The sequence below is a fragment of the Jonquetella sp. BV3C21 genome, assembly GCF_000468895.1.
GTDB lineage: Bacteria > Synergistota > Synergistia > Synergistales > Dethiosulfovibrionaceae > Jonquetella > Jonquetella anthropi.
Map to the genome: position 1 here is coordinate 46,256 of NZ_AWWC01000006.1, position 20,517 is coordinate 66,772.

General features: G+C 56.0%; 18 protein-coding genes and 1 CRISPR repeat array (1 of these 19 running past the window's edge). All 18 genes read left to right on the top strand.

Annotation, left to right across the window (positions count from 1 at the left end; translation table 11 throughout):
* Positions 1 to 35: 35 nt before the first annotated feature.
* The 18 genes from HMPREF1249_RS01230 (at position 36) to cas2e (ending at position 20,121) form a co-directional block, all read left to right on the top strand.
* Positions 36 to 512, top strand: a complete 477-nt coding sequence (locus HMPREF1249_RS01230; protein ID WP_008522024.1) for a V-type ATP synthase subunit K — start codon at positions 36 to 38, stop codon at positions 510 to 512.
* Between the two features lie 12 nt (positions 513 to 524).
* Positions 525 to 1,109, top strand: a complete 585-nt coding sequence (locus HMPREF1249_RS01235; protein WP_008522025.1) for a V-type ATP synthase subunit E — start codon at positions 525 to 527, stop codon at positions 1,107 to 1,109.
* Positions 1,110 to 1,119: 10 nt separating this feature from the next.
* Positions 1,120 to 2,130 carry a V-type ATPase subunit gene (locus HMPREF1249_RS01240; RefSeq protein ID WP_008522365.1) on the top strand — a complete coding sequence of 337 codons (1,011 nt, stop codon included), beginning with the start codon at positions 1,120 to 1,122 and terminating at the stop codon, positions 2,128 to 2,130.
* Positions 2,123 to 2,455: a V-type ATP synthase subunit F gene (locus HMPREF1249_RS01245; protein WP_008522367.1), complete on the top strand. Its 333-nt coding sequence runs from the start codon at positions 2,123 to 2,125 to the stop codon at positions 2,453 to 2,455. Before HMPREF1249_RS01240 ends, HMPREF1249_RS01245 begins: the two co-directional genes overlap by 8 nt.
* A 36-nt stretch (positions 2,456 to 2,491) precedes the next feature.
* Complete coding sequence (locus HMPREF1249_RS01250) at positions 2,492 to 4,267, top strand: V-type ATP synthase subunit A (RefSeq protein ID WP_008522029.1); 1,776 nt, start codon at positions 2,492 to 2,494, stop codon at positions 4,265 to 4,267.
* The gene (locus HMPREF1249_RS01255) at positions 4,264 to 5,679 is read left to right on the top strand and encodes a V-type ATP synthase subunit B (protein WP_008522031.1); all 1,416 of its coding nucleotides are present in this window, start codon (positions 4,264 to 4,266) and stop codon (positions 5,677 to 5,679) included. The genes HMPREF1249_RS01250 and HMPREF1249_RS01255 overlap by 4 nt, the downstream gene beginning before the upstream one ends.
* A 12-nt stretch (positions 5,680 to 5,691) precedes the next feature.
* Positions 5,692 to 6,315, top strand: coding sequence for a V-type ATP synthase subunit D (locus tag HMPREF1249_RS01260; protein WP_008522370.1), 624 nt, complete (start codon positions 5,692 to 5,694; stop codon positions 6,313 to 6,315).
* Positions 6,316 to 6,673: 358 nt separating this feature from the next.
* Positions 6,674 to 7,996 (top strand): nucleotide sugar dehydrogenase, encoded by a 1,323-nt coding sequence (locus HMPREF1249_RS01265; RefSeq protein ID WP_039873049.1) that lies wholly within the window; start codon positions 6,674 to 6,676, stop codon positions 7,994 to 7,996.
* Between the two features lie 9 nt (positions 7,997 to 8,005).
* Entirely contained in the window at positions 8,006 to 9,019 is a 1,014-nt protein-coding gene (locus HMPREF1249_RS01270) for a Gfo/Idh/MocA family protein (RefSeq protein ID WP_021775750.1), read from the top strand.
* A 677-nt stretch (positions 9,020 to 9,696) separates the two neighbouring features.
* Positions 9,697 to 11,079, top strand: a complete 1,383-nt coding sequence (locus HMPREF1249_RS01275; protein WP_021775704.1) for a sodium-dependent transporter — start codon at positions 9,697 to 9,699, stop codon at positions 11,077 to 11,079.
* A 100-nt stretch (positions 11,080 to 11,179) separates the two neighbouring features.
* Positions 11,180 to 13,930 (top strand): CRISPR-associated helicase/endonuclease Cas3, encoded by a 2,751-nt coding sequence (locus HMPREF1249_RS01280; protein WP_021775702.1) that lies wholly within the window; start codon positions 11,180 to 11,182, stop codon positions 13,928 to 13,930.
* Positions 13,931 to 14,020: 90 nt separating this feature from the next.
* Positions 14,021 to 15,565 carry a CRISPR-associated protein Cse1 gene (locus HMPREF1249_RS01285; protein ID WP_231366863.1) on the top strand — a complete coding sequence of 515 codons (1,545 nt, stop codon included), beginning with the start codon at positions 14,021 to 14,023 and terminating at the stop codon, positions 15,563 to 15,565.
* Entirely contained in the window at positions 15,555 to 16,133 is a 579-nt protein-coding gene (casB, locus tag HMPREF1249_RS01290) for a type I-E CRISPR-associated protein Cse2/CasB (protein WP_008522043.1), read from the top strand. The genes HMPREF1249_RS01285 and casB overlap by 11 nt, the downstream gene beginning before the upstream one ends.
* A complete protein-coding gene (gene cas7e / locus HMPREF1249_RS01295; RefSeq protein WP_021775743.1) occupies positions 16,126 to 17,328 on the top strand; it encodes a type I-E CRISPR-associated protein Cas7/Cse4/CasC in 1,203 nt (400 codons plus the stop codon). The genes casB and cas7e overlap by 8 nt, the downstream gene beginning before the upstream one ends.
* A gap of 2 nt (positions 17,329 to 17,330) precedes the next feature.
* Positions 17,331 to 18,062, top strand: coding sequence for a type I-E CRISPR-associated protein Cas5/CasD (cas5e, locus tag HMPREF1249_RS01300; protein ID WP_008522377.1), 732 nt, complete (start codon positions 17,331 to 17,333; stop codon positions 18,060 to 18,062).
* Between the two features lie 4 nt (positions 18,063 to 18,066).
* A complete protein-coding gene (locus HMPREF1249_RS01305; RefSeq protein WP_008522378.1) occupies positions 18,067 to 18,855 on the top strand; it encodes a type I-E CRISPR-associated protein Cas6/Cse3/CasE in 789 nt (262 codons plus the stop codon).
* Positions 18,856 to 18,910: 55 nt separating this feature from the next.
* The gene (gene cas1e, locus HMPREF1249_RS01310) at positions 18,911 to 19,816 is read left to right on the top strand and encodes a type I-E CRISPR-associated endonuclease Cas1e (RefSeq protein ID WP_008522380.1); all 906 of its coding nucleotides are present in this window, start codon (positions 18,911 to 18,913) and stop codon (positions 19,814 to 19,816) included.
* Positions 19,817 to 19,833: 17 nt separating this feature from the next.
* Entirely contained in the window at positions 19,834 to 20,121 is a 288-nt protein-coding gene (cas2e, locus tag HMPREF1249_RS01315) for a type I-E CRISPR-associated endoribonuclease Cas2e (protein WP_231286772.1), read from the top strand.
* A gap of 20 nt (positions 20,122 to 20,141) precedes the next feature.
* Positions 20,142 to 20,517: direct repeats of the CRISPR family, unit length 29 nt; unit sequence CTGAGCTCCACGCAAGTGGAGATGTCCCC; it runs 1,544 nt beyond the window's last position.

The following is a 20,517-nucleotide window of genomic DNA, read 5'->3' on the forward strand; positions in this document are numbered from 1 at the left end:
ATTAAGACGGAATCCCTTGAGAGGAGTGTCATGGAATGGAGTATCTTGGTGTCGCTCTGGTGATTTTTGGTGCAGCCTTGGCAGCAGGAATGGCCGGATGCGGTTCGGCTATCGGCGTCGGTATTGCCGGTGAAGTCGGCGCGGGCGTCATGACGGAAGATCCGGGCAAATTCGGTCTGGTGCTGATGCTTCAGGCTCTGCCGGGCACGCAGGGCATTTACGGTCTGCTGATCGCCTTCTTCGCCATGCTGAAAATCGGCTTGGTGGGCGGTACTGTGACGACGATCGGCTGGGGCGTCGGCCTAGCTATCTGCTTCGCCTGCCTTCCGATGGCCTTAGCGGGGCTGTACTCGGCAATTGCTCAGGGAAAGACGTCGGCGGCCTGCATTCAGATGATCGCCCGTCAGCCCGGCGAAGCGGGCAAGGCGGTCATTCTGCCCGCCATGGTCGAAACGTACGCCGTTCTGGCTCTGCTCGTCAGTATTCTGCTGCTTAACGGCATTTCCCTGTAAGGAGCCTTCGCCATGGCCCTTGCAGACATTCGGAAGAAAATCGAGGGCGAAGCGGCTGCCAAGGCCGAGTCGATTCTGGCCGAAGCTCAACGTCAGGCAGACGAGCTTTCCCGTCAGGCCGAGGAAGAAATAGCGGCTGTTGCGGCCCGCTATGATAAGTCTCTTGCCGACGAGACGCCGGAAATCAAGCGCCGCGCGACAATTGTCGCCAACTTGGACGTGGCCCGGCTGATGCTGGGAGCCAAACGGGAGCTGATGGACCGGGCTTTAGACGGCTCTTTGGACGTTTTGGCCTCGATTGACGAGAAACAGTACGGGAGCTTTATGGAGAAGCTGCTGGACAAGGCTGCCGTGACTGGCGAGGAAGAGCTTCTCGTCGGCCCGGAGGAAAAAGTCCTGAACGCCGCGTGGTTGGATAAGTACAACGCGGCTCGGGGAAAGAAAATCACCATGTCGTCTGAACACCCGGCTATCCGGGGCGGCTTCATCCTGCGGCGGGGAAAGATCAGCGAGAACTGCTCTTTTGAGACGCTGGTCCGCTGGCTCAGGGATGATTTGGAGTCTGATCTGACGGCCCGTCTCTTTGCAGACGAGTAAGGAGGCTGTCATGGCCTCGAAAAAAGACTACGGGTACGCCGTTGCCCGGCTGAAAGCGATGGAGGACCGCCTGCTCGATGAGGCGTTCTTCGCCCGTCTGCTGGAAAGCCAGTCTCTGGAAGCGGCGATCAAGGCTCTGAGCGAGACGCACTACTCGGCGGCGTTCATGGAACTCAAGTCGCCGTCCGACTTCGACTCAGCGATTGACGGCGAGCTGGCCAGAACGTACCGGGATGTGGCGTCATTCGTCCCGGACGAGGCTCTGGTGACGCTGTGCCGGCTGCTGTACGACGTTCACAACGCGAAAGTCGTCATGAAAGGTGCCATGATGTCCGACGGAGGCACCGGCCGGCGGCTTGACCTGCTCAGCCCGCTCGGCTCGATGGACACCGACGGACTGGTCCTGACGCTTGAGGGCGGCGAGTGGGGCAAGCTGCCGTGGAACCTCGGCGAGTGCTGCCGTCAGGCGCAGGGGCACTGGGACCAGCATCACGATATGCAGGCGGTGGAGTGCCTCATTGACCGCGGCTACTACCGGGCTCTGCTCGATATTGCTTCGGGGCTGGATATGGACTTGGTCACGGCTTGGGCAAAGGCGAGAATCGACGGCGACAACGTCAAAAGCCTGCTTCGGCTCAGCCGGCTGCAGCTTGATCCGGGCGCAGTCGAGGCCTTTTTGCACCCCGGCGGGACGATTGATACGCCGCGGCTCAAGTCGCTTCTGGCCGAACCGGTCGAGAACTGGTCGAGAGAGCTTCAGGCTCACCCAATCGGCCGGCTGCTCGAGTCGTTCCAAGAAGGCGGAGCCTTCAGCACGCTGGTCGTCCGATTTGAACGGGACTTGGACGACTACATCTCGTCGGTTCTGGCGCCCTCTAAATTCGGAACGTTTGAGCCGGCGAACGTAGTTCGTTACCTGTGGGCCAGAGAGGTGGAGACCAAAAATCTGCGCATCGTTCTGGTGGCGGTGGCGAGCGGCGTGAATCGGGAAACGATAAGGGGGCTGCTGCGTCATGTCTAAACCCCAGACGAGTTCAATGGCGGCTGTAGGAGCGTACGATACGGTTCTCCCGTTTCAGGCGGTAGGCGTTAAGCCGTACGTCCTCGCGCCCAATGACAGCCCGGCCGACGTCCTGCAGCGCTTGGCAGCCGAAGGCTGCGGCGTCGTGTTCGTCGAAGAGGCTGTATACCAGAAGGAAAGCGCGCTCGTCGACCGTCTGAATCTGGAGTACGGCACGAGCATTATCCCGATCCCGGGCATCAGAGGATCGCTCGGCACGGGGCTCAGAGCCATTCGAGCCAGCGTGGAGCGGGCCGTCGGGATGGACATCTTTGCCAAAGAATAGTGGACAGCGGAGGCGATCAACTTGGCCGTGGATCACATGGTAAAAGGCACTATTGAACGAATCTCCGGTCCCCTGGTCGTCGCGAAGGGGATGACTGGCGCGAGCATGTACGACGTGGTTCGCATCGGCGACATCGGGTTGGTTGGCGAGATCATCGAACTCAAGGGTGATACTGCCTCCATCCAGGCCTACGAGGAAACGTCAGGCCTTCGCCCCGGCGAGCCGGTCGTGAGCACCGGTGAACCCCTGAGCGTCGAGCTGGGCCCCGGACTGATCGAGCAGTTTTATGACGGGATTCAGCGCCCGCTGAGAGATATTGAGACGGTTGCAAAAAGCCCCTATATCGCGAAGGGCATTTCCGTCTCGCCGCTGGATCATTCCCGGAAGTGGGGCTTCGAGCCCCGCGCCGAAGTCGGCGACCGGGTGAGCGTGGGAGACGTTTTAGGCGTTGTGAAAGAGACCGTTCTCGTTGAGCATCGGATCATGGTGCCGTGGGGCGTGGAAGGAAAACTGATCAGCGTTGAGCGCGGCGACTTCACGTTGGACGACGTCATTGCGGTTGTGGAGGACGACAGCGGAGTTCGGCACGAGCTGACCATGATGCAGCGGTGGCCCGTGCGCAAAGGACGCCCGGTCGCTCGCCGGCTGCCGCCCAATACGCCGCTGACCACCGGTCAGCGGGTCGTCGACACGTTCTTCCCCATCGCTATGGGCGGCACGGCCTGCGTGCCTGGCCCGTTCGGTTCTGGGAAGACGGTCATTCAGCACCAGCTGGCAAAGTGGGCGGAGGCTCAGATCGTCGTCTACATCGGCTGCGGCGAGCGCGGCAACGAGATGACCGACGTGCTTCTCGAGTTCCCCGAACTGGAAGACCCTCGGTCCGGCCAGCCCCTGATGAAGCGGACTGTGCTCATTGCCAACACGTCCAACATGCCCGTGGCGGCCCGCGAGGCCAGCGTGTACACCGGCATCACCATTGCCGAGTACTACCGGGACATGGGATATTCAGTCGCCCTGATGGCCGACTCGACGAGCCGCTGGGCAGAAGCCCTGCGCGAGATGTCCGGCCGTCTGGAAGAAATGCCCGGCGACGAAGGGTACCCGGCGTATTTGGGCAGCCGTCTAGCTTCGTTCTACGAACGGGCCGGTCGGGTCGTCTGTCTCGGCAAGGCTCGGGCCGAAGGCTCAGTTTCCGCCATCGGGGCCGTATCGCCTCCTGGCGGCGACCTGTCCGAGCCGGTCACGCAGAACACGCTGCGGGTCACCAAGGTGTTCTGGGGGCTGGACGCCAACTTGGCGTACCAGCGTCACTTCCCGGCCATCAACTGGTTGACCAGCTACTCGCTTTACACCAACCAGCTTGACGCGTACTGGGACGGCAAGTTCAACGCCGAGTGGACGCCCACCCGGGTCGAGGCCATGAGCCTGCTGACCGAGGAGTCGTCGCTCAACGAGATCGTTCGGCTCGTCGGGTTGGACGCCCTGTCCCGCAACGAGCGAATGATCATGGAGACCGCCAAGTCCCTTCGAGAGGACTTCCTGCACCAGAACGCCTTCCACGAGACGGATACCTACACGTCCATGGACAAGCAGTTTAAAATGCTCTCCACCATCATCAAGTTCCACCATTTGGGGGCCGAAGCGCTCAAGGCCGGCGCGGACATGAACAAGCTGTTCAACCTGCCGGTCCGCGAGAAGATCGCCCGAATGGGGTTGGTGGGCGAAAACGAGCTGGAGAAATTGGACGCCCTTGAGGACGAAATGAAAGCTCAGATCGGCGAGCTGGTCACTGCAGGAGGTGGACGGTCATGATGCTGCCAAGAGAATACCGCACCGTCACGAGCCTTCAGGGGCCTCTGCTGGTCGTTGAGTCCGTGGCTGACGTCAAATACGACGAATTGGTCGAAATTGAACTGGCAAACGGCGAGCGGCGCCGAGGCCGAGTTCTGGAAATTGACTCCAACCGCGCGTTGGTACAGGTCTTTGAAGGGACGGACGGAATCGACGTTTCCAGCACGGTCGTCCGCTTCCTCGGGCGAGTGCTGACCCTGCCGGTGAGTGCCGACATGCTGGGTCGCATCTTCAACGGACGCGGTCAGCCGCTGGACGGCGGCGCGCCGATTATCCCGGAGAAGTCCATCGACGTGAACGGCCTGCCGATGAACCCGTACTCCCGGGACTACCCGTCCGAGTTCATTCAGACGGGCATCAGCACCATCGACGGGATGAATCCGATGGTCCGCGGCCAGAAGCTGCCGATCTTCTCCGCTTCCGGGCTGCCTCACAACCGCATGGCCGCTCAGCTGGCCCGTCAGGCCAACGTGTTGGGCGCCAAGGGGAACTTCGCCGTCGTGTTCGCCGCCATGGGCATCACGTTCGAGGAGTCGTCGTTCTTTATGGAAGACTTCCGAAAGACCGGCGCTCTGGAGCGGACCGTCATGTTCGTCAACTTGGCGGACGACCCGGCGATTGAGCGAATCACCACGCCACGCTTGGCTCTGACCGCTGCCGAGTATTTGGCGTTTGAAAAGAACATGCACGTGCTGGTGATCCTGACCGACCTGACCAACTACTGCGAGGCGCTCCGGGAAATTTCAGCCGCCCGCAAGGAAGTTCCCGGCCGGCGCGGATACCCCGGGTACCTGTACACCGACTTGGCGAACCTGTACGAGCGGGCCGGTAAGCTGCGCGGCAGCACCGGTTCCATCACCCAGGTTCCGATTCTCACCATGCCCGAAGGCGACAAGACTCACCCGATCCCCGACCTGACCGGCTACATCACCGAAGGCCAGATCATCCTGAGCCAGACCCTGCACCGCCGGGGCATTTACCCGCCGGTGGACGTCATGCCGTCCCTGTCCCGACTGAAGGATAAGGGTATCGGCAAGGGCAAGACGCGGGAAGATCATGCCGACCTGATGAACCAGCTGTTCGCCGCTTACGCCCGAGGCAAAGAGGCCAAAGAACTGGCCGTGATCCTCGGCGAAGGCGCGCTGAGCGAGGAAGACAAGGCGTTTGCCCAGTTCGCCGGCCGGTTCGAGGACGAATACGTCCGTCAGGGCGAGTACGAGAACCGCACCGTTGAAGAGACGCTCAAGTTAGGCTGGGAGCTGCTGACCATCGTGCCGGAGAAGGAACTGAAGCGCGTCCGGGACGCTTGGATTGAAAAGTATCTGAGACCGCTGAAGGAATCGAACGGCAAAAATCCGGCAAAAGCCGAGTAAGGGGGGAGCGTCATGGCGTTGATGAACGTGAACCCCAACCGGATGGAGCTGACCCGGCTCAAAAACCGGCTGACCGTGGCCAAACGGGGCCACAAGCTCCTGAAGGACAAGCAAGACGCCCTGATTAAAGCGTTCTTGGAAAAGGCGAAGGCCGTGCGCAAGACGCGGGAAACCGTCGAAGCCGAGTTGGAAAACTGCTACAAGGATTTCCTCATGGCTCGAGCTCAGACCATACCCGCCATGCTGGAAGCCGCGCTGATGAGCAGCGCGGCGGCCTGCGAGCTGACAATCGAAAGCCATAACGTGATGAGCGTGCTCGTCCCCGAGTACCGGGTAGAGCAGAAAGGCAGCACGTTCAGCTACGGCATGGCCACCACGCCGGCCAGTTTGGACGTGGCGTTGGAGAGGTTTTCTCAGGTGATCCCCAAGCTCCTTCAGCTGGCGGCGGACGAAAAGGCCGTGGCCCTGATGTCCTCTGAGATTGAGAAGACCCGCCGGCGCGTCAACGCGCTGGAACACGTGCTCATCCCGTCCTGCATCGAGACGATTCGCCATATCTCGATGAAGCTGGAAGAGCAGGAGCGGTCTACCCTGAGCCGGCTGATGAAGGTCAAGGAAATCGTCCGATCCCATTAGCACCATGATTTAGGTAAAAGCATTCTGCTATGGCAGCATTATTTGCGTGGCGCCCTCCTGTTAGAGGGCGCCACGTTTTTGTGTCAACGAGGTATCGTTTGACGGCGTAGGGTTGTTTTTGTGGCCATAAAAGGTTCTTGTGCTATTTCATGAGAGGTTCAGCAAAAAAATCTGGTACGAAACGGAGATGTTGAACGAAAGACAGAGCAGGTCACGCTGAATCTGATATAATAACTGAAAATAGCCAATATGTCTGCTGGGTGAAGCCGCGGTGTTTTGCGGGGAAAGAGACAGCGGGGCGCATACATAAAGCAAAGTGTTCGCCAGTCGGATATTTTATGATGAGGAAGGCCTTACAATGACAGAGCTTATGAACAGACTCCGTGACAAGACGGCCAAGCTGGGCGTTATCGGCTTGGGATACGTAGGATTGCCCCTCGCTGTCGAAAAGGCTCGGGCTGGTTACCACGTGCTTGGGTTTGATGTCCAAGACGAAAAGGTCAACAAGGTCAACAGGGGAGAAAACTACATCGGTGATATCATCCCCGAGGAGCTGAACAGACTTGTCGAGACTGGGTTCTTGGCGGCGAGCTCGGATTTTGGCCGGATTGCCGAGTGCGACGTGGTGACGATCTGCGTTCCCACCCCCTTGGACGAGTTTAAACAGCCTGACCTGAGCTACATCGAAGCGTCTGCCAAGGAAATTGCGCCGAGGCTTCATCAAGGAATGCTTGTCGTCCTCGAAAGCACCACGTACCCGGGGACGACCGAAGAGGTCGTCAAGCCGATTCTGGAGGGCACAGGCCTCTCCTGCGGCGGGGACTTCCTCTTGGCGTTCAGCCCTGAGCGGGTCGACCCGGGCAACGCCCAGTACAAGACTCACAACACGCCGAAGGTAGTCGGTGGGTGCGGCCCTGAGAGCGCGGCCGCCGCGCAGCTGTTGTACGAGACCATTCTCGGCGCGCCGGTCTTCATGGTCTCGTCGCCTAAGGAAGCCGAGGCGGCGAAGATCCTCGAGAACACGTTCCGAATCGTCAACTGCGCGTTGGCCAACGAAATGGCACTGGTCTTTCACCGGATGGGCATCAACGTCTGGGAAGTCATTTCTGCTGCCGCCACCAAACCGTTCGGCTTCATGCCGTTTTACCCCGGCCCTGGGATCGGCGGCCACTGCATTCCGCTGGACCCGTTCTATCTCACCTATAAGGCCCGGGCGTACGACTACCATACCCGACTGATCGAGCTCAGCGGGGAGATTAACGACGCCATGCCGGATTATGTGGTCGAGCGGCTCATGGAACTGTTGAACGATCGAAGCAAGGCCCTGAAAGGCAGCAAAATTCTTCTGCTTGGATTGGCATACAAGGGCGATATCGACGACCTGCGGGAGTCTCCGTCGCTGAAAATTTGGGATCTGCTGGAGCGTAAGGGAGCAACGGTCGCAGTCTGTGACCCGTACTGCTCAACAGTTCGCCACGGAGGCAAAACAGTCACCCCAGCCGAAATGACCGACGAATTGATCGAAAGCTGCGACGCCGTATTGGTAGCCACCGGCCACAAGAAACGAGTTGACTATGCTCAGCTTGTCGCGAAGGCCAAGCTGATCTTCGATACCCGAAACATCGTCGCCCCGTCACTTCACAAGCCGGTTGAAGAGATCAAAGGCCTGTACATTCTCTAGGAGGCTCACATGTACTGTATCGGCATCGTCGGCTGTGGCCGAATCAGCCACAGTCACGTGAACGCGCTGAAAGCCATGAATGGCGGAGAACTCCGCCTTGTTGCCTGTTGTGACATTATCCCCCAGCGGGCGGATGAAATTGCCGCTTTGACAGGAGCGAAGGCGTATACTGACTACGACGTCATGTTGGCGGAAGAAAAACTTGACCTCGTCGTCCTCTGCACGCCTTCGGGGCTGCACCCGGCTCATGCCCTCAAAGCCGCCGAAGCCGGCGTCAACATACTGAGCGAAAAACCGCTGGGCACAAACGACTTGGAAAGCATCGACCGGGCAATCGTGGCAGCCGATCGGGCGAACGTGCTGTATTTGGAAGTCAAACAGAACCGGCTGAACCCGCCGATCCTGCTCTTGAGAGAGGCCCTTGAAGCCGGGCGGTTCGGCCGAATTCACCAGATCGTCTCCAACGTTTTTTGGGCGCGCCCGCAGGACTACTACGACATGGCGCCTTGGCGCGGCACGTGGGAAATGGACGGCGGGTGCCTGAGCAACCAAGCCGCTCACTATGTGGACATGGTGCAGTGGATGGGCGGTTCTGTCGAAAGCGTTAAGGCGTTCAGCTCCACGCTGGGGCGGCGCATCGAAGCCGAAGACACAATCAGCGTCATCCTCAAGTTTCGCAGCGGCGCCATTGGCAACATCAACGTGTCCGTTTTGACGTACCCGAAAAACTATGAAGGTTCCATCACTGTCATGGGCGAAAAGGGCACCGTCAGAATTAGCGGTGTCGCCATGAACAAAATCGAGACGTGGAACTTTGCTGATCCCCACGGGATGGACAGTCGGATCTCTGAGGCGAGTTATGACCCCAAGAGCGTGTACGGTGGCGGCCATGCTGTGCTGTACAAAGAGCTTCCTAAAATCCTCGATGGCGACCGGACCAGCCGGGCGTACGTCACGGCCAGAGAAGGGCGCAAGACCGTCCAAATCCTCGTGAAAGCGTATCAGGACGCGAGAAAACTGTAGCGTTGTTCAAGGTGATAAGATCTAAATCTCCAATTGACAGCGGAGATGTGAAATAAACAACGGAAGAGATTGAAAGACTCAGCGGGCCAGAAGGAGCGGAAAGCTCTTTCTGGCCCGCTGAGTCTTAACGCATATGGTTCTTTAAAATAGTCGGATAACTCGTATGCAAATGCCTAGTGGCACTGCAATAACGCGCTGATTTTACAGCTTGCCTATATATGTTTGACGGCCGGGGCTGTTGGGGGGCGCAGTCTACTATTTAATTTAAAACATGGAACGGTGCTTCATGGTAGAAACGGAGCACGATTATTTCGCAACGACCTCGCGAAGGGGCAAAATGTATTCATTGCGTATCGGTTGAAGGAAGTTGTAAAGCATGCTAGGTCGGGGTGTCGTCCATCCGTGAAAAATCACCCCGCTGCGGCAGTTGCCGCAGCGGGGGACATCTCCACGAGTGCGGAGGTCAGCATTCGCTTAGAACACAAATAGGGGCCATCTTCACGAAGATGTAGTTATTTTAAGTATAGCCTCAAAAAAGGGAAAAGTCACTTTTGCTAAAAGCAGCCTATCTGTAATATTGACAAAAATATTCAGACGATGATAATATGGCTCATCTGAAATTTTCAGAGGAATTTAGTCCGGCAGAACGTGGGATCGAGAAGTTGGAGGGGTGCAGGATGAGCGAACGACGCGAATCGTTAGGAAGCCGTTTAGGATTCATTTTCCTTTCGGCTGGCTGTGCCATTGGGCTGGGAAACGTGTGGCGGTTCCCGTATGTCACCGGAAAGTACGGCGGCGCCGCGTTCGTGTTCTTCTATCTTCTAGCTTTGGCGTTTCTCGCGCTGCCGATTATGGTCATGGAGTTCTCGGTCGGCCGGGCATCCCGTCAAAGTGTCGTGGGATCCTTTCAAGTTCTCCAGCCGAAAGGAACCCATTGGGGCGTCTTTGGATATTTTGGCCTAGCGGGCAATTACATTCTGATGATGTTCTACACCGTCGTGACCGGTTGGATGCTGGCTTACAGTTGGTTCTCACTCTCCGGAGTTCTCGCAGGCCTCGGAACGGAGGCTTCCGCTGTCGGTGCTTATTTTGACGGGCTGTTGGCCAGTCCGGGAGCGCTGGCGTTCTGGATGGTTCTGACAGTGCTGATAGGCTCTCTTATCTGCATGATTGGCCTTCAGGCCGGGGTGGAGCGGGTAACTAAGCTGATGATGGCGGGTCTCTTAATCGTCATGCTGGCGTTGGCCGTCAGGTCGGTGACTCTTCCCGGAGCGGAGAAGGGCATAGCGTTTTATCTGAAACCTGACTTCTCCAACGTGATGAAGCAAGGTCTGTGGAGCACGATTTATTCGGCGGTTGGGCAGGCGTTCTTCACGCTCAGTCTCGGGATTGGCAGTATGGCTATCTTCGGCAGCTACATTTCTCGGGATCGGTCGCTGACCGGCGAGTCGGTGATTATCACGGGACTTGATACGCTGGTTGCTCTTGTGTCTGGGCTGATTATTTTCCCGGCGTGCTTCGCCTACGGCATTCAGCCAAATGCAGGACCGGGATTGATCTTTGTCACTTTGCCGGCCATGTTTAATCACATGCCGCAGGGGCAGGTCTGGAGCACTGCCTTTTTCCTCTTCATGTCGTTTGCCGCCATGACGACGGTGGTTGCCGTGTTTGAACATTTGATTGCCAGCTCGATGGAGCTGCTGGGCTGGTCTCGGCAGAAGGCGTCGGTGGCGAACTTCTTCATCGTGTCGATCCTCGCTTTGCCGTGCGTTTTGGGCTTTAACGTATGGTCCAACGTCGCACCGCTGGGCAAGGGAACCATCATCCTCGACTTGGAAGACTTTTTGGTGAGTAATAACCTGCTGCCGCTGGGGGCGCTGGTTTATTTGCTGTTCTGTGTTTCCCGCCGCGGCTGGGGGTGGGAGAATTTCTTGGCTGAGGCAGACTGCGGCGAAGGGATGAAGTTCCCCAGTTGGCTCAGAGGGTATCTGTTGTACGTGGTCCCGCTGATCATTGGCGTGATTATCATTCTGGGCTACTACGAAAAGTTCTTCGTTTGATTGATCAACGGCCTTGCGTTCGCGCAAGGCCGTTGACTTTTTAAAAAATAATGATGTTATTGGAACATAAATAATTAATGAATGAATATGAGGTGCGACCATGAGACCATGGGCAAAATTCGACGAAAAAGATCCAAGCCGATGGCACAGCTTGTTAGGACACAGCGCCGACGTGGCGGCTGTTACTGAGGCGCTTCTCCATTTGCCCTTGTGGAGAAAACGAGTGGAGCATTTGTCTGGCGACTGGGGAAGCGGTGCCGAGGCCTTGATCCATCGGCTTTGCGCCTACGCGGCCTGGCATGATCTTTTGGGCAAGGCTTGCCCGAGTTTCCAGATTAAAAGAGAAAAGGACGCATATGGAAATTTTAAACGAGGTACGGGTCATGTCACAGCGGCCCGTGCGCTGGTAAAACTTCTTGCCGAGGCTCTAGCGCCGCAGGAAAACTTCCCAGAGCTGTTTCGGTGGGAGCAGTTAACAAGGCCGTTTCTTATCGCGATGTTGAGCCATCATGGCAGTACGACCTTTCCGGATGTGCCTGATAATGAAGCGTCAAGACTTTGGCCCCGAGTCGAACGAAATCAGGAGCTCTGGGACACGGTAAAAGACTTGCGGGATAAGGCTAAAGGATGGTTCCCTGAGGCGTGGAGAACTGACGAACAAATGCCTGATGAGCCTTTATTGGAACATTTTTTTGCGGGAACGCTCATGCTGGCCGATTGGATTGGATCAACAGAGCTCTTTTTCCCATACGAGGGAGAGCGAGGGCGCCCGCAAAGAGGCTGTGACCCCATGCCCTATGCCCGAAAGGCTGCTCAGAAGGCGTTAAAAGAGCTTGGACTTATCCGGCAGGGCATTATTTCCGACAAGACATTTAGTGAGCAGTTTGGATTCACGCCGAATAAACTGCAGGCGCTCATGGACCGACTGCCTCTTTCTGCCGACGGTGGGCTGTACGTCATTGAGGCTCCGACTGGGTGCGGTAAAACTGAGGCGGCTCTGCGGCTGTTCTCTCGCCTGTTTGACGAGGGACTTGTCGACGGGCTCTATTTTGCAAATCCCCGCCGGTTGGCTGCGACGCAATTGTATAACCGACTGCTTCGTTTCTCCTCGCTGGCATATGGTTCGGCTCTGCCGACGGTGCTCGCCGTTCCGGGGTATGCGGTTGCCGACGGCGTAGAAGGAACATTCTTGTCAGACTATCAGGTGTCTTGGCCTGACAGGCAAGAACGGGAAGAGGACAGCGGTCCGGGGCTTGGCCGACGCTGGGCCGCTGAGCGTCCTAAACGGTTTCTGGCTTCTCCGTTAGCCGTTGGGACGATCGACCAAGCGCTTCTGAGTACGGTCAGGGTTCGTCACTGTCATCTGCGAGCGGCGGCAATCCAGAGGTCTTTATTGGTGATTGATGAGGTTCACGCTTCTGACAGCTACATGACTCGGCTGACTAACAGTCTGCTGGAGATGTTCAGTCGCCTTGGGGGACAGGTGCTTTTGATGTCGGCGACGCTCACTGAAAAAGCTCGGGAAGAGTACTTTGCCCGCTGGAAGGCGAAGGCTCCAGAGCTGACGGGCAGGCTTAAGAAAAAGTATTTTATGGCTTCCAAATCGTCATCTGCTTACCCTCTCGTAAGCTACTGGGTAAATGAAAAAAGGCACAATGAGGACTTTCAGCTTGAGTCAGACGACAAGCGTGTTTCGTTTGAACTGTGGCCAGTTTTAAAAAAGAGTGACGTCGCCAATACTAACGAGACGTTTCTGGGCGCGGAGGATTGGGGAGACGCCGAAGTGGCTCGTCGCGTTGCCGAGATGTGGAAGGGCGCTTCTGAGGGGGACAAGCCTTGCATCCTTATTTTAAGAAATACCGTCAAGCGAGCCCAGCAGACAGGCAAAGAATTAGCCAATCTGCTGCCCCCAGAAGCTCTTTTTAATGTGGACGGCATTTTATCGGTTCATCACGGTCGATTCGCCTCGCCGGATCGAAAAGTTCTTGATGAAACTGTCGAACGGTACTTCGGCAAGGACACAGAAAAAGGCGCACCCGCTGAAAGCGACCGGCGCGATGGTGTTGTCCTCGTAGCGACCCAGACGGTTGAACAGTCCCTAGACGTGGATTTCGACTATCTCGTAGTAGATCTGTGCCCGGGTGACGTACTGCTTCAGCGGATCGGTCGGCTGTTCCGGCATCATCGCCCACGGCCTGCAGGGTTTTGTGAACCCCAATGCGTTCTCTTGGTCCCCTCGGACGAGCCAGACGCGGAGTGGCTATGCTCCTCAGCGGCTAAAAAGTATGGCATTGGAGAGAAGCGAGCGTATGAGAACATAGCTTCTGTGTACGCTACGTGGAGCCGAGTCAGGAGAGACGCACAGGCAGGAAGACCGTGGCTTCTACCGAGTCAGAATCGCGAAATTGTGGAAGAGACAGTTGGAGAAGGACTCGCAAAAATTATCAAAGAGAATCCGCGTTTTGAGGAATCAGAAAAAAGTCGACAGGGTTCGCGGCTCGCTGTCAGGGGGCAGGCGTCTTTTGCGGCGGTAAAGTGGTCAAAATCATTTATCGATTCGAAGAACGAGGTCGGCAAAGAGCCGGAGCTCGGAACAAGATTAGGAGCGAAGGACCTAGAATATGACCTTCCAGAACAGCCAATCAGTCCGTTCGGCTTGAAACTGCGCTCTGTTACTGTTCCGGAGTGGATGGGAAGGTACTTGGATGAGCCGAGAAACCGTTTAAAAAAGAGAACAGAAGAGAAAGTTTCGGAGGAGGCAGGCGGAAAAGAGAGAGCAAACAAAGAAATAGCAGTCGGTGCAGGCTTGGTGTACACCCAGTGGGGATTGGAAATAGCGAAAGATATTTGAGGAGGTGATCGTGTGACAGTTCTACACAATTTGCTGAATGAGCAACTTATTACAGTACAAGATCCGGACGGGCGAAAAACGCAGGCTTCCTTGCCAGATATTTTCGCCATGCTGGAGGAAAATCAAGTTGAAAGCTTCCCGCTGCTGCGTCCGCATCAATCGGCGCCTTGGACCTGTCTGCTGACCCAGTTGGCCGCTCTGGCGCTGGAGGAGTCCGGAGAAACTCTTCCGCCTTTGGACCCAGAAAAACCGTGGACAATGGCAGGGCGGCACGAGCCTGAGAAGTGGGCTCAGCTGCTTCGGGCCTTGACGCCCGGGTACACGGAAGACGAGCCGTGGTGTCTCGTCGTTTCAGACGTGACGAAGCCGGCGTTTTTGCAGTCGCCGTCTTCCACAGAAGCGAGCGCGGAAAAGTGCTTCGATAAGGTTGACCTGACACCCGACAACCTAGATTTGACCATTACGAGAAAAGCTCATGATCTGAAACCGGGACTCATTGCCGCGCCGAGAATCGAAGAATGGCTGTTTGCGATCGTCTCGCTTCAAACAAATGCAGGTTTTTTAGGAGCTGAAAATTACGGCATAGCAAGACAGAACGGCGGTCACGGGAAACGAATCTGTAGTTCTTTAGGATCTTCCCGAACAATTGGCGGTCGTTGGGGGCGCAACGTCCGGGTTATCCTTGATCACATAGACGACCTGTACAGTGAGCTGTATGAGGCTGAAAATCCCCTGCGGCTCCTGTGGCTGCTTCCCTGGGATGGAGAAAAGGGCAGTTCGATCTTCGTCGGTGATCTTCACCCGCTGTTCGTGGAGGTGGCTCGGCGGATCCGCTGTGTTGAAAAAGACGGCGGACTGTGCGTCACGCGAGGCGGCACAAAAGACTGGCGAGTGGCAGCGGAGGATTTTCACGGTGCCTTAAATGACCCTTGGACGCCGCTCATTGATGACGAGGGCGACGTCAAAGCGTACGGCGGTGACATGTCATACCGAGGGTTGCAGAAAGTCCTTTGTTTCTCTCACAAACCACTGCTTTTGCAGTGGCATCAGAAGTACGATGGATCTAAGAATCAACTCGTGCTTTTTGAGGGGCTGATGAAAGGTAAGGGAAAAACAGAGGGCGTGGCGTTTCGAGCCCTGCCAGTGTCATCCGCTGTCAGACGGCTGTTCAGCAGTCCTGATTTGACTAAGGAAAATGAAATTGCCTCGGCGATGCTCAATCTCGTCGAAACCGCGGAAAACAAGGTATTAAAAGTTGCCTTGGCGACGTCAGCTCAGGCTCGGCGTCCTAGTTTTAACGGCGCTATTGAGTGGAATGGCCCGGACGTAGACGATTGGATCCCAACCGTTATTCGTGAAATGGACAAAGAAGTTGACGACTTGTTCTTCCTTGCGCTATGGAACGAGCTGGAACGCGGTGCTGGGGCTCGCGACGACAGCGACAAAACGTGGACAGACCGCCTGAGGGAGTTGGTCGAAAAATATTTTGAGCTCGGCATGAAGACACTGTCGTTAGGCAGCGAAATGAATTTGAAAGGCATTGCGCAGGGACGAAACCGACTGTTCGGGCTCATGAAGAACTTACTGCCGGCGGCTCCCTGCCTGAAGGAGGGCGAAAACGAACATGGAGCATAGGGACCTTCTGAAAGAATCGGTGAATAAAATGCTCGATTGGATTAAAAGTGACGGCTGTTCACCCGGCGAACGGGCCGCGCTTCGCCGGATGGATTCACAGCGGACCGGGCGAGTCCTTCCCGGCGCGTTTTGGAAATTACTGGTGTCTCAAGAAATTTTCCCAGAGGGCGAAGGCGAAACCAGAGCGTGGGAAGCGATTCTTCAGGGAATGGCATTGTCGGCCGATGTGAGCTCTGGCGAGGCCCCCTCTTTTGCAAGGGCGCTGGGAACGGCAGACGCCGCGTTGGTAGGCACTACAAGTGAAGACAGACTGATTCGGATGCTACAGGCTCAGGGCGAGCGGTTTTACGACCTTCTACGCGGAATGGTTCGGTTTTGTGCGTCCAGAGGAATATCTTTCAGTTGGGGGGACCTAGCGCGCCTCTGTCTAGCTCAGAATTCGGAGCAACGGCGCAAAACGTGCGAGCACCTTGCCCAAGATTATTATCTTGCTCGTTTCCGCGCCCAAGCAGTAGCTGAAAAGCAGCAATCGCAAACCAACCATGAGGAGGAAAACATTGATGAATAACTTCCCGAGATTCGTTCAGATTTCTACGCTCACAACGTATTCCGCGTCGCTGCTGAACCGAGACGACTCCGGTTTGGCCAAGCGTATTCCCTTTGGCGACAGCGTACGCACCCGAATCAGCTCCCAGTGTCTCAAACGTCACTGGCGGAACGCCGGCGGACCTTACGGCCTTGACAAGGCTGGCGACGCGCTTAGCTTATCGGTTCGCTCTCGGTTCTCGTTTCCTGAGCTGATCGAAAAGCCGCTGGTAGCTGAAGGGTTAGAGCAGAAACTGGTTGTGAGCGGAAGTCAGAAACTCCAGCAGCTTTTGTATAACGGAGAAGAGAAAGGTGATACAAAAAAAGATAAAAAGAAGAAGATCGAGCTTGATGAGGACGGCTACAGCGCCAAGAGAAACGAATTGGTCGTCCTAGGTCGTCCAGAACTAGAATATCTAAAGCAGATTATCCGAGATGCAATTTCCAGTTCGTCCAATATCAAAGAAATAGATAATGCTGTTAAGGATTTCTACACAAAAAGGAAGAGCAACCTCCTTGCGCTTCGCGCCGGCTGCGGCGTCGACGCCGCCATGTTTGGCCGGTTCGTCTCCGGTGACGTGGACGCTAAAGTTACAGCGGCAGTGCACGTCGCTCACTCGTTCACCATTCACGGAGAACAGTCTGAGACGGACTACTTCACGGCAGTTGACGACTTGGTCGAACAGGGGACTGGTCACATCAACGCCGCAGAATTTAACACGGGGATTTACTACGGATACGTCGTCGTGGACGTTCCCCAACTGATTTCCAACCTATGCGGCTGCGATCCTAAAAACAGCGCGGACGCTGACCGTACGCTGGCAGCCCAAGTGACCAGCAACCTGATTCACCTGATGGCGACCGTAACGCCGGGAGCTAAGCTCAGCGGCACAGCACCGTATGCCGCCTCGTGGCTTGTTCTGGCCGAATGGGGCAACAGCCAGCCGAGAACGCTGGCCGATGCGTTCTTTGAAGGCTTGAAGCTGGGATCTGACGGCTCGGCTCGTTCGCTCGCCGTCCAATTGCTTGCCGAATACATTCAGAAGTACGACGCCATGTACACCCCGCAGCTGATCAGACGGTGCGCTTCCATTGAACCGTGCCAAATTCCCGGCGCCGAAAACGGCTCACTGGACGAACTGTGCGAGGCGGTTAAGCTGGCAATTGAGGGGGTATAGCCATGGACTTCTTGGTCCTGAGGTTTCGGGGGCCGATGATGTCATTCGGCGACGTAGCTGTGGACGAGCAGCGGCCTATCGACCGATTCCCCGGCGTATCCATGGTCACCGGTTTGGTGGCTAACGCGCTGGGCTGGGACTGGTCTGAAACGGAAAAACTGCAGGCCTTGCAGGATCGGCTCGTTTTGGCCGTTCGTGAAGATCTGGCCGGAGAAAGGCTGCGGGAGTACCAAACCGTTGCTCTGCCAGGAAAAGGTGGGCTTTTCGTCACTCATTCAATACCGTGCAGCCGCAACCTTGATAAGCCGATGACCGTACAAAAATACTTGTCCTACTGGGCAAACAGCCTCATCACGTGTTTTATCTCTTTAACCGGTCTTGGGACGCCGACACTCGATGAGGTTGCTTGTGCACTAAAAAAGCCGGCACGGCCGCTTTTTCTGGGGCGCAAAACGTGCTTACCGACTGAGCCGGTATTTCGAGGTGAGATCTTCGGCGCTGAATCGCCTGAAGAAGCCGTGCTGCGATCTTGCCAACTGGACAAAAGGCCGCTGAAGTTCGTCGAAAGTCCGCACAGCTGCGTCGTTGAATGGCCTTACGACGGAAGAACCGTGGTTTCTCAAAGCGAAATCTTTGAGCGGCGGGATCTGAAGCAGTGGAAAAACAACATTCACGGCGGCAGCCGGCTGGTTGTTCGGCGGATGGTTTCAGCAGATCGTTTTAAACGGAGGTAATACCATGACAACGTACATGGTGCGTTCCACCGTATCGTTGCCGCATTTGTTTCGCTGGGCAAAAAACGTGAGGATTCAGACAGGCGACATGGGATACACCATCCATGCAGCGACCCGGGCTTTGTGGGGTGAGATAGCCCCTCAGCCGTTTGTGTGGCAGGAGGAAAAAGGGCAGATTCTCGGGTATGCCGCCTCTGACGGAGAAACGCTTCGGGAAGTCCGAAACAGCTGCTCGCGAGAAGACGCCGAGCTACTGCGCAAAGCGTTTTGCCTGCCCGAATTCTGCACGAAAAAAATGCCGGAAGTTTTTCCTGCGGGGCAGAAGTTTAATTTTCAAGTTCTGTGCTGTCCTATTCGCCGTCAAACAAGCCCAACCAGCGGGGAAAAATGCCAAAGTGACGCTTGGCTCGGGGCAGTTTATAACTTATATCGAGGAAAGGGCGGAGCGGAAGGGACCGGCTGTCCGACGGTCATCAGTTTTTACAGACAGCATCCTGACGAATGCCCGTCACCCGAAACCGTTTATAAAGAATGGCTGACTGAACAATTCGCTCGCTCTGGTGGGGCTCGCGTTTTGTTCTCGAATATTAAGGGGAGCCGAACGATCAGAGTCGCGCGTCGGCCCGGTTCTGGCGCGCCGGTGCTTCAGGCGAAAAGGTCAACGCCGGAAGTTCTTTTTAGAGGCTGTCTGCAGGTAGAAAATCAGGATGCCTTCTCTCAAATCCTCGCTAGAGGCGTGGGGCGCCATCGTGCCTTCGGTTTTGGCATGCTGTTGTTGTCGACTATTTGCTGATTAACTCTCGGAAAGAAAATCTTCCAAATGCCGCACGGTACAAAGGAGGACGTTGATGTCATTTGCCCGGTTAGGACTTGAATCAGCGCAAATTCCTCATGTAGACCGCCATGGAATGCTGTGGCTGGAGCGCGGCAATCTGTTCGTTAAAGACGGCACATTAAGATTCGTAAGCGCCGGCGGTGGCTCCTTAGAAAAGGGAACCTACGATATACCATATCAGAACGTTTCCATGATCGTGCTTGAGCCGGGAACGACCATCACGCACGACGTCTTTCGCCTCATGGGGCAGCAAGGCACTGGGCTGATCGCAGTCGGTGACAAGGGGGTGCGCTGTTACACAGCGCCTCCCCTTGGACCTGACCGAAGTGCGCTCGCCCGACGGCAAGTTGAGCTTTGGGCAAATCCGCAGACGCGGCTTCAAGTTGCCTTGGCAATGTATGCCATCAGATTTGGCGAAGAACTGCCGACGCGAAAAATTGAAGACCTTCGGGGAATAGAAGGCGCAAGGCTGAGAAAAAGTTACAGTATTCTTGCCAAGTTCTACGGATTAACGTGGACGCTTCGGCGGTTTAATCGGAAACAGCCCAATAAAACAGATGACATTAACGCGGCAGTTAACCACGCTGCCTCTGCAATGTACGGGGCGGCAGATATTGCTGTCGCTGCAGTCTCTGCTATTCCGCAATTGGGCTTCGTTCACGCCAAATCATGCCGCGCGTTTGCTCTGGATATTGCCGACTTATACCGCACCGAGATCACTCTTCCGGCCGCTTTTCGGGGCTTGGCAAGCTACCTCGAAGAGCCAGGGATGGACTTGGAGCGGCACGTTCGAAAACTCATCGGACAGGAGCTGTACCGTCAGAAAGTCATTTCAAAAATGATTGACCAAATCAAAGAATTGATCCTGCACGGTCAATCTGACGAAGCACTGGAAGAAAAATCTCCATGCTGGTACTGATAACAAATCAGGTCCCAATGAGAGTTCGAGGCTTTCTTGCTGCCTGTTTATTAGAAGTCGCTCCGGGGGTGTACGTGCACCCGAGAATCAACGCTGGCGTCAGAGAGCGCATTTGGAAAATCATGACCGAATGGAGCGTAGAATTTTCGCAGGAAGCTTCTGTGCTCGCCCTTTGGCCGGCTCCGAAAAGCAGCGGCGGCATCAACATTCGGACGATCGGTATTCCTCAGAGGACGCTGATCGATTATGATGGACTCGTGTTAAGCAAACTAACGTCAGCAGACACAAAGGCATTAGAAAGCTAGGGGATAGTACAAATGGAAGACTGAGCTCCACGCAAGTGGAGATGTCCCCAGCGTAGACGCATGATCTGTGACTTTTTGTAACTGAGCTCCACGCAAGTGGAGATGTCCCCGGTACAGCGAAGTTAGAGAAGTCAGTTTCTCTCTGAGCTCCACGCAAGTGGAGATGTCCCCCAACATGGTTCTGTAAGAATCGAGGGAAACAACTGAGCTCCACGCAAGTGGAGATGTCCCCAGATACTTCAAAGGGTATGCGTTTTTCTCTGCCTGAGCTCCACGCAAGTGGAGATGTCCCCAAAAATCCCCTGTCCAAAAAGGACAGGGGATTCTGAGCTCCACGCAAGTGGAGATGTCCCTCAAAAATAGGACTTATCATTCAAGCGTGATGTCTGAGCTCCA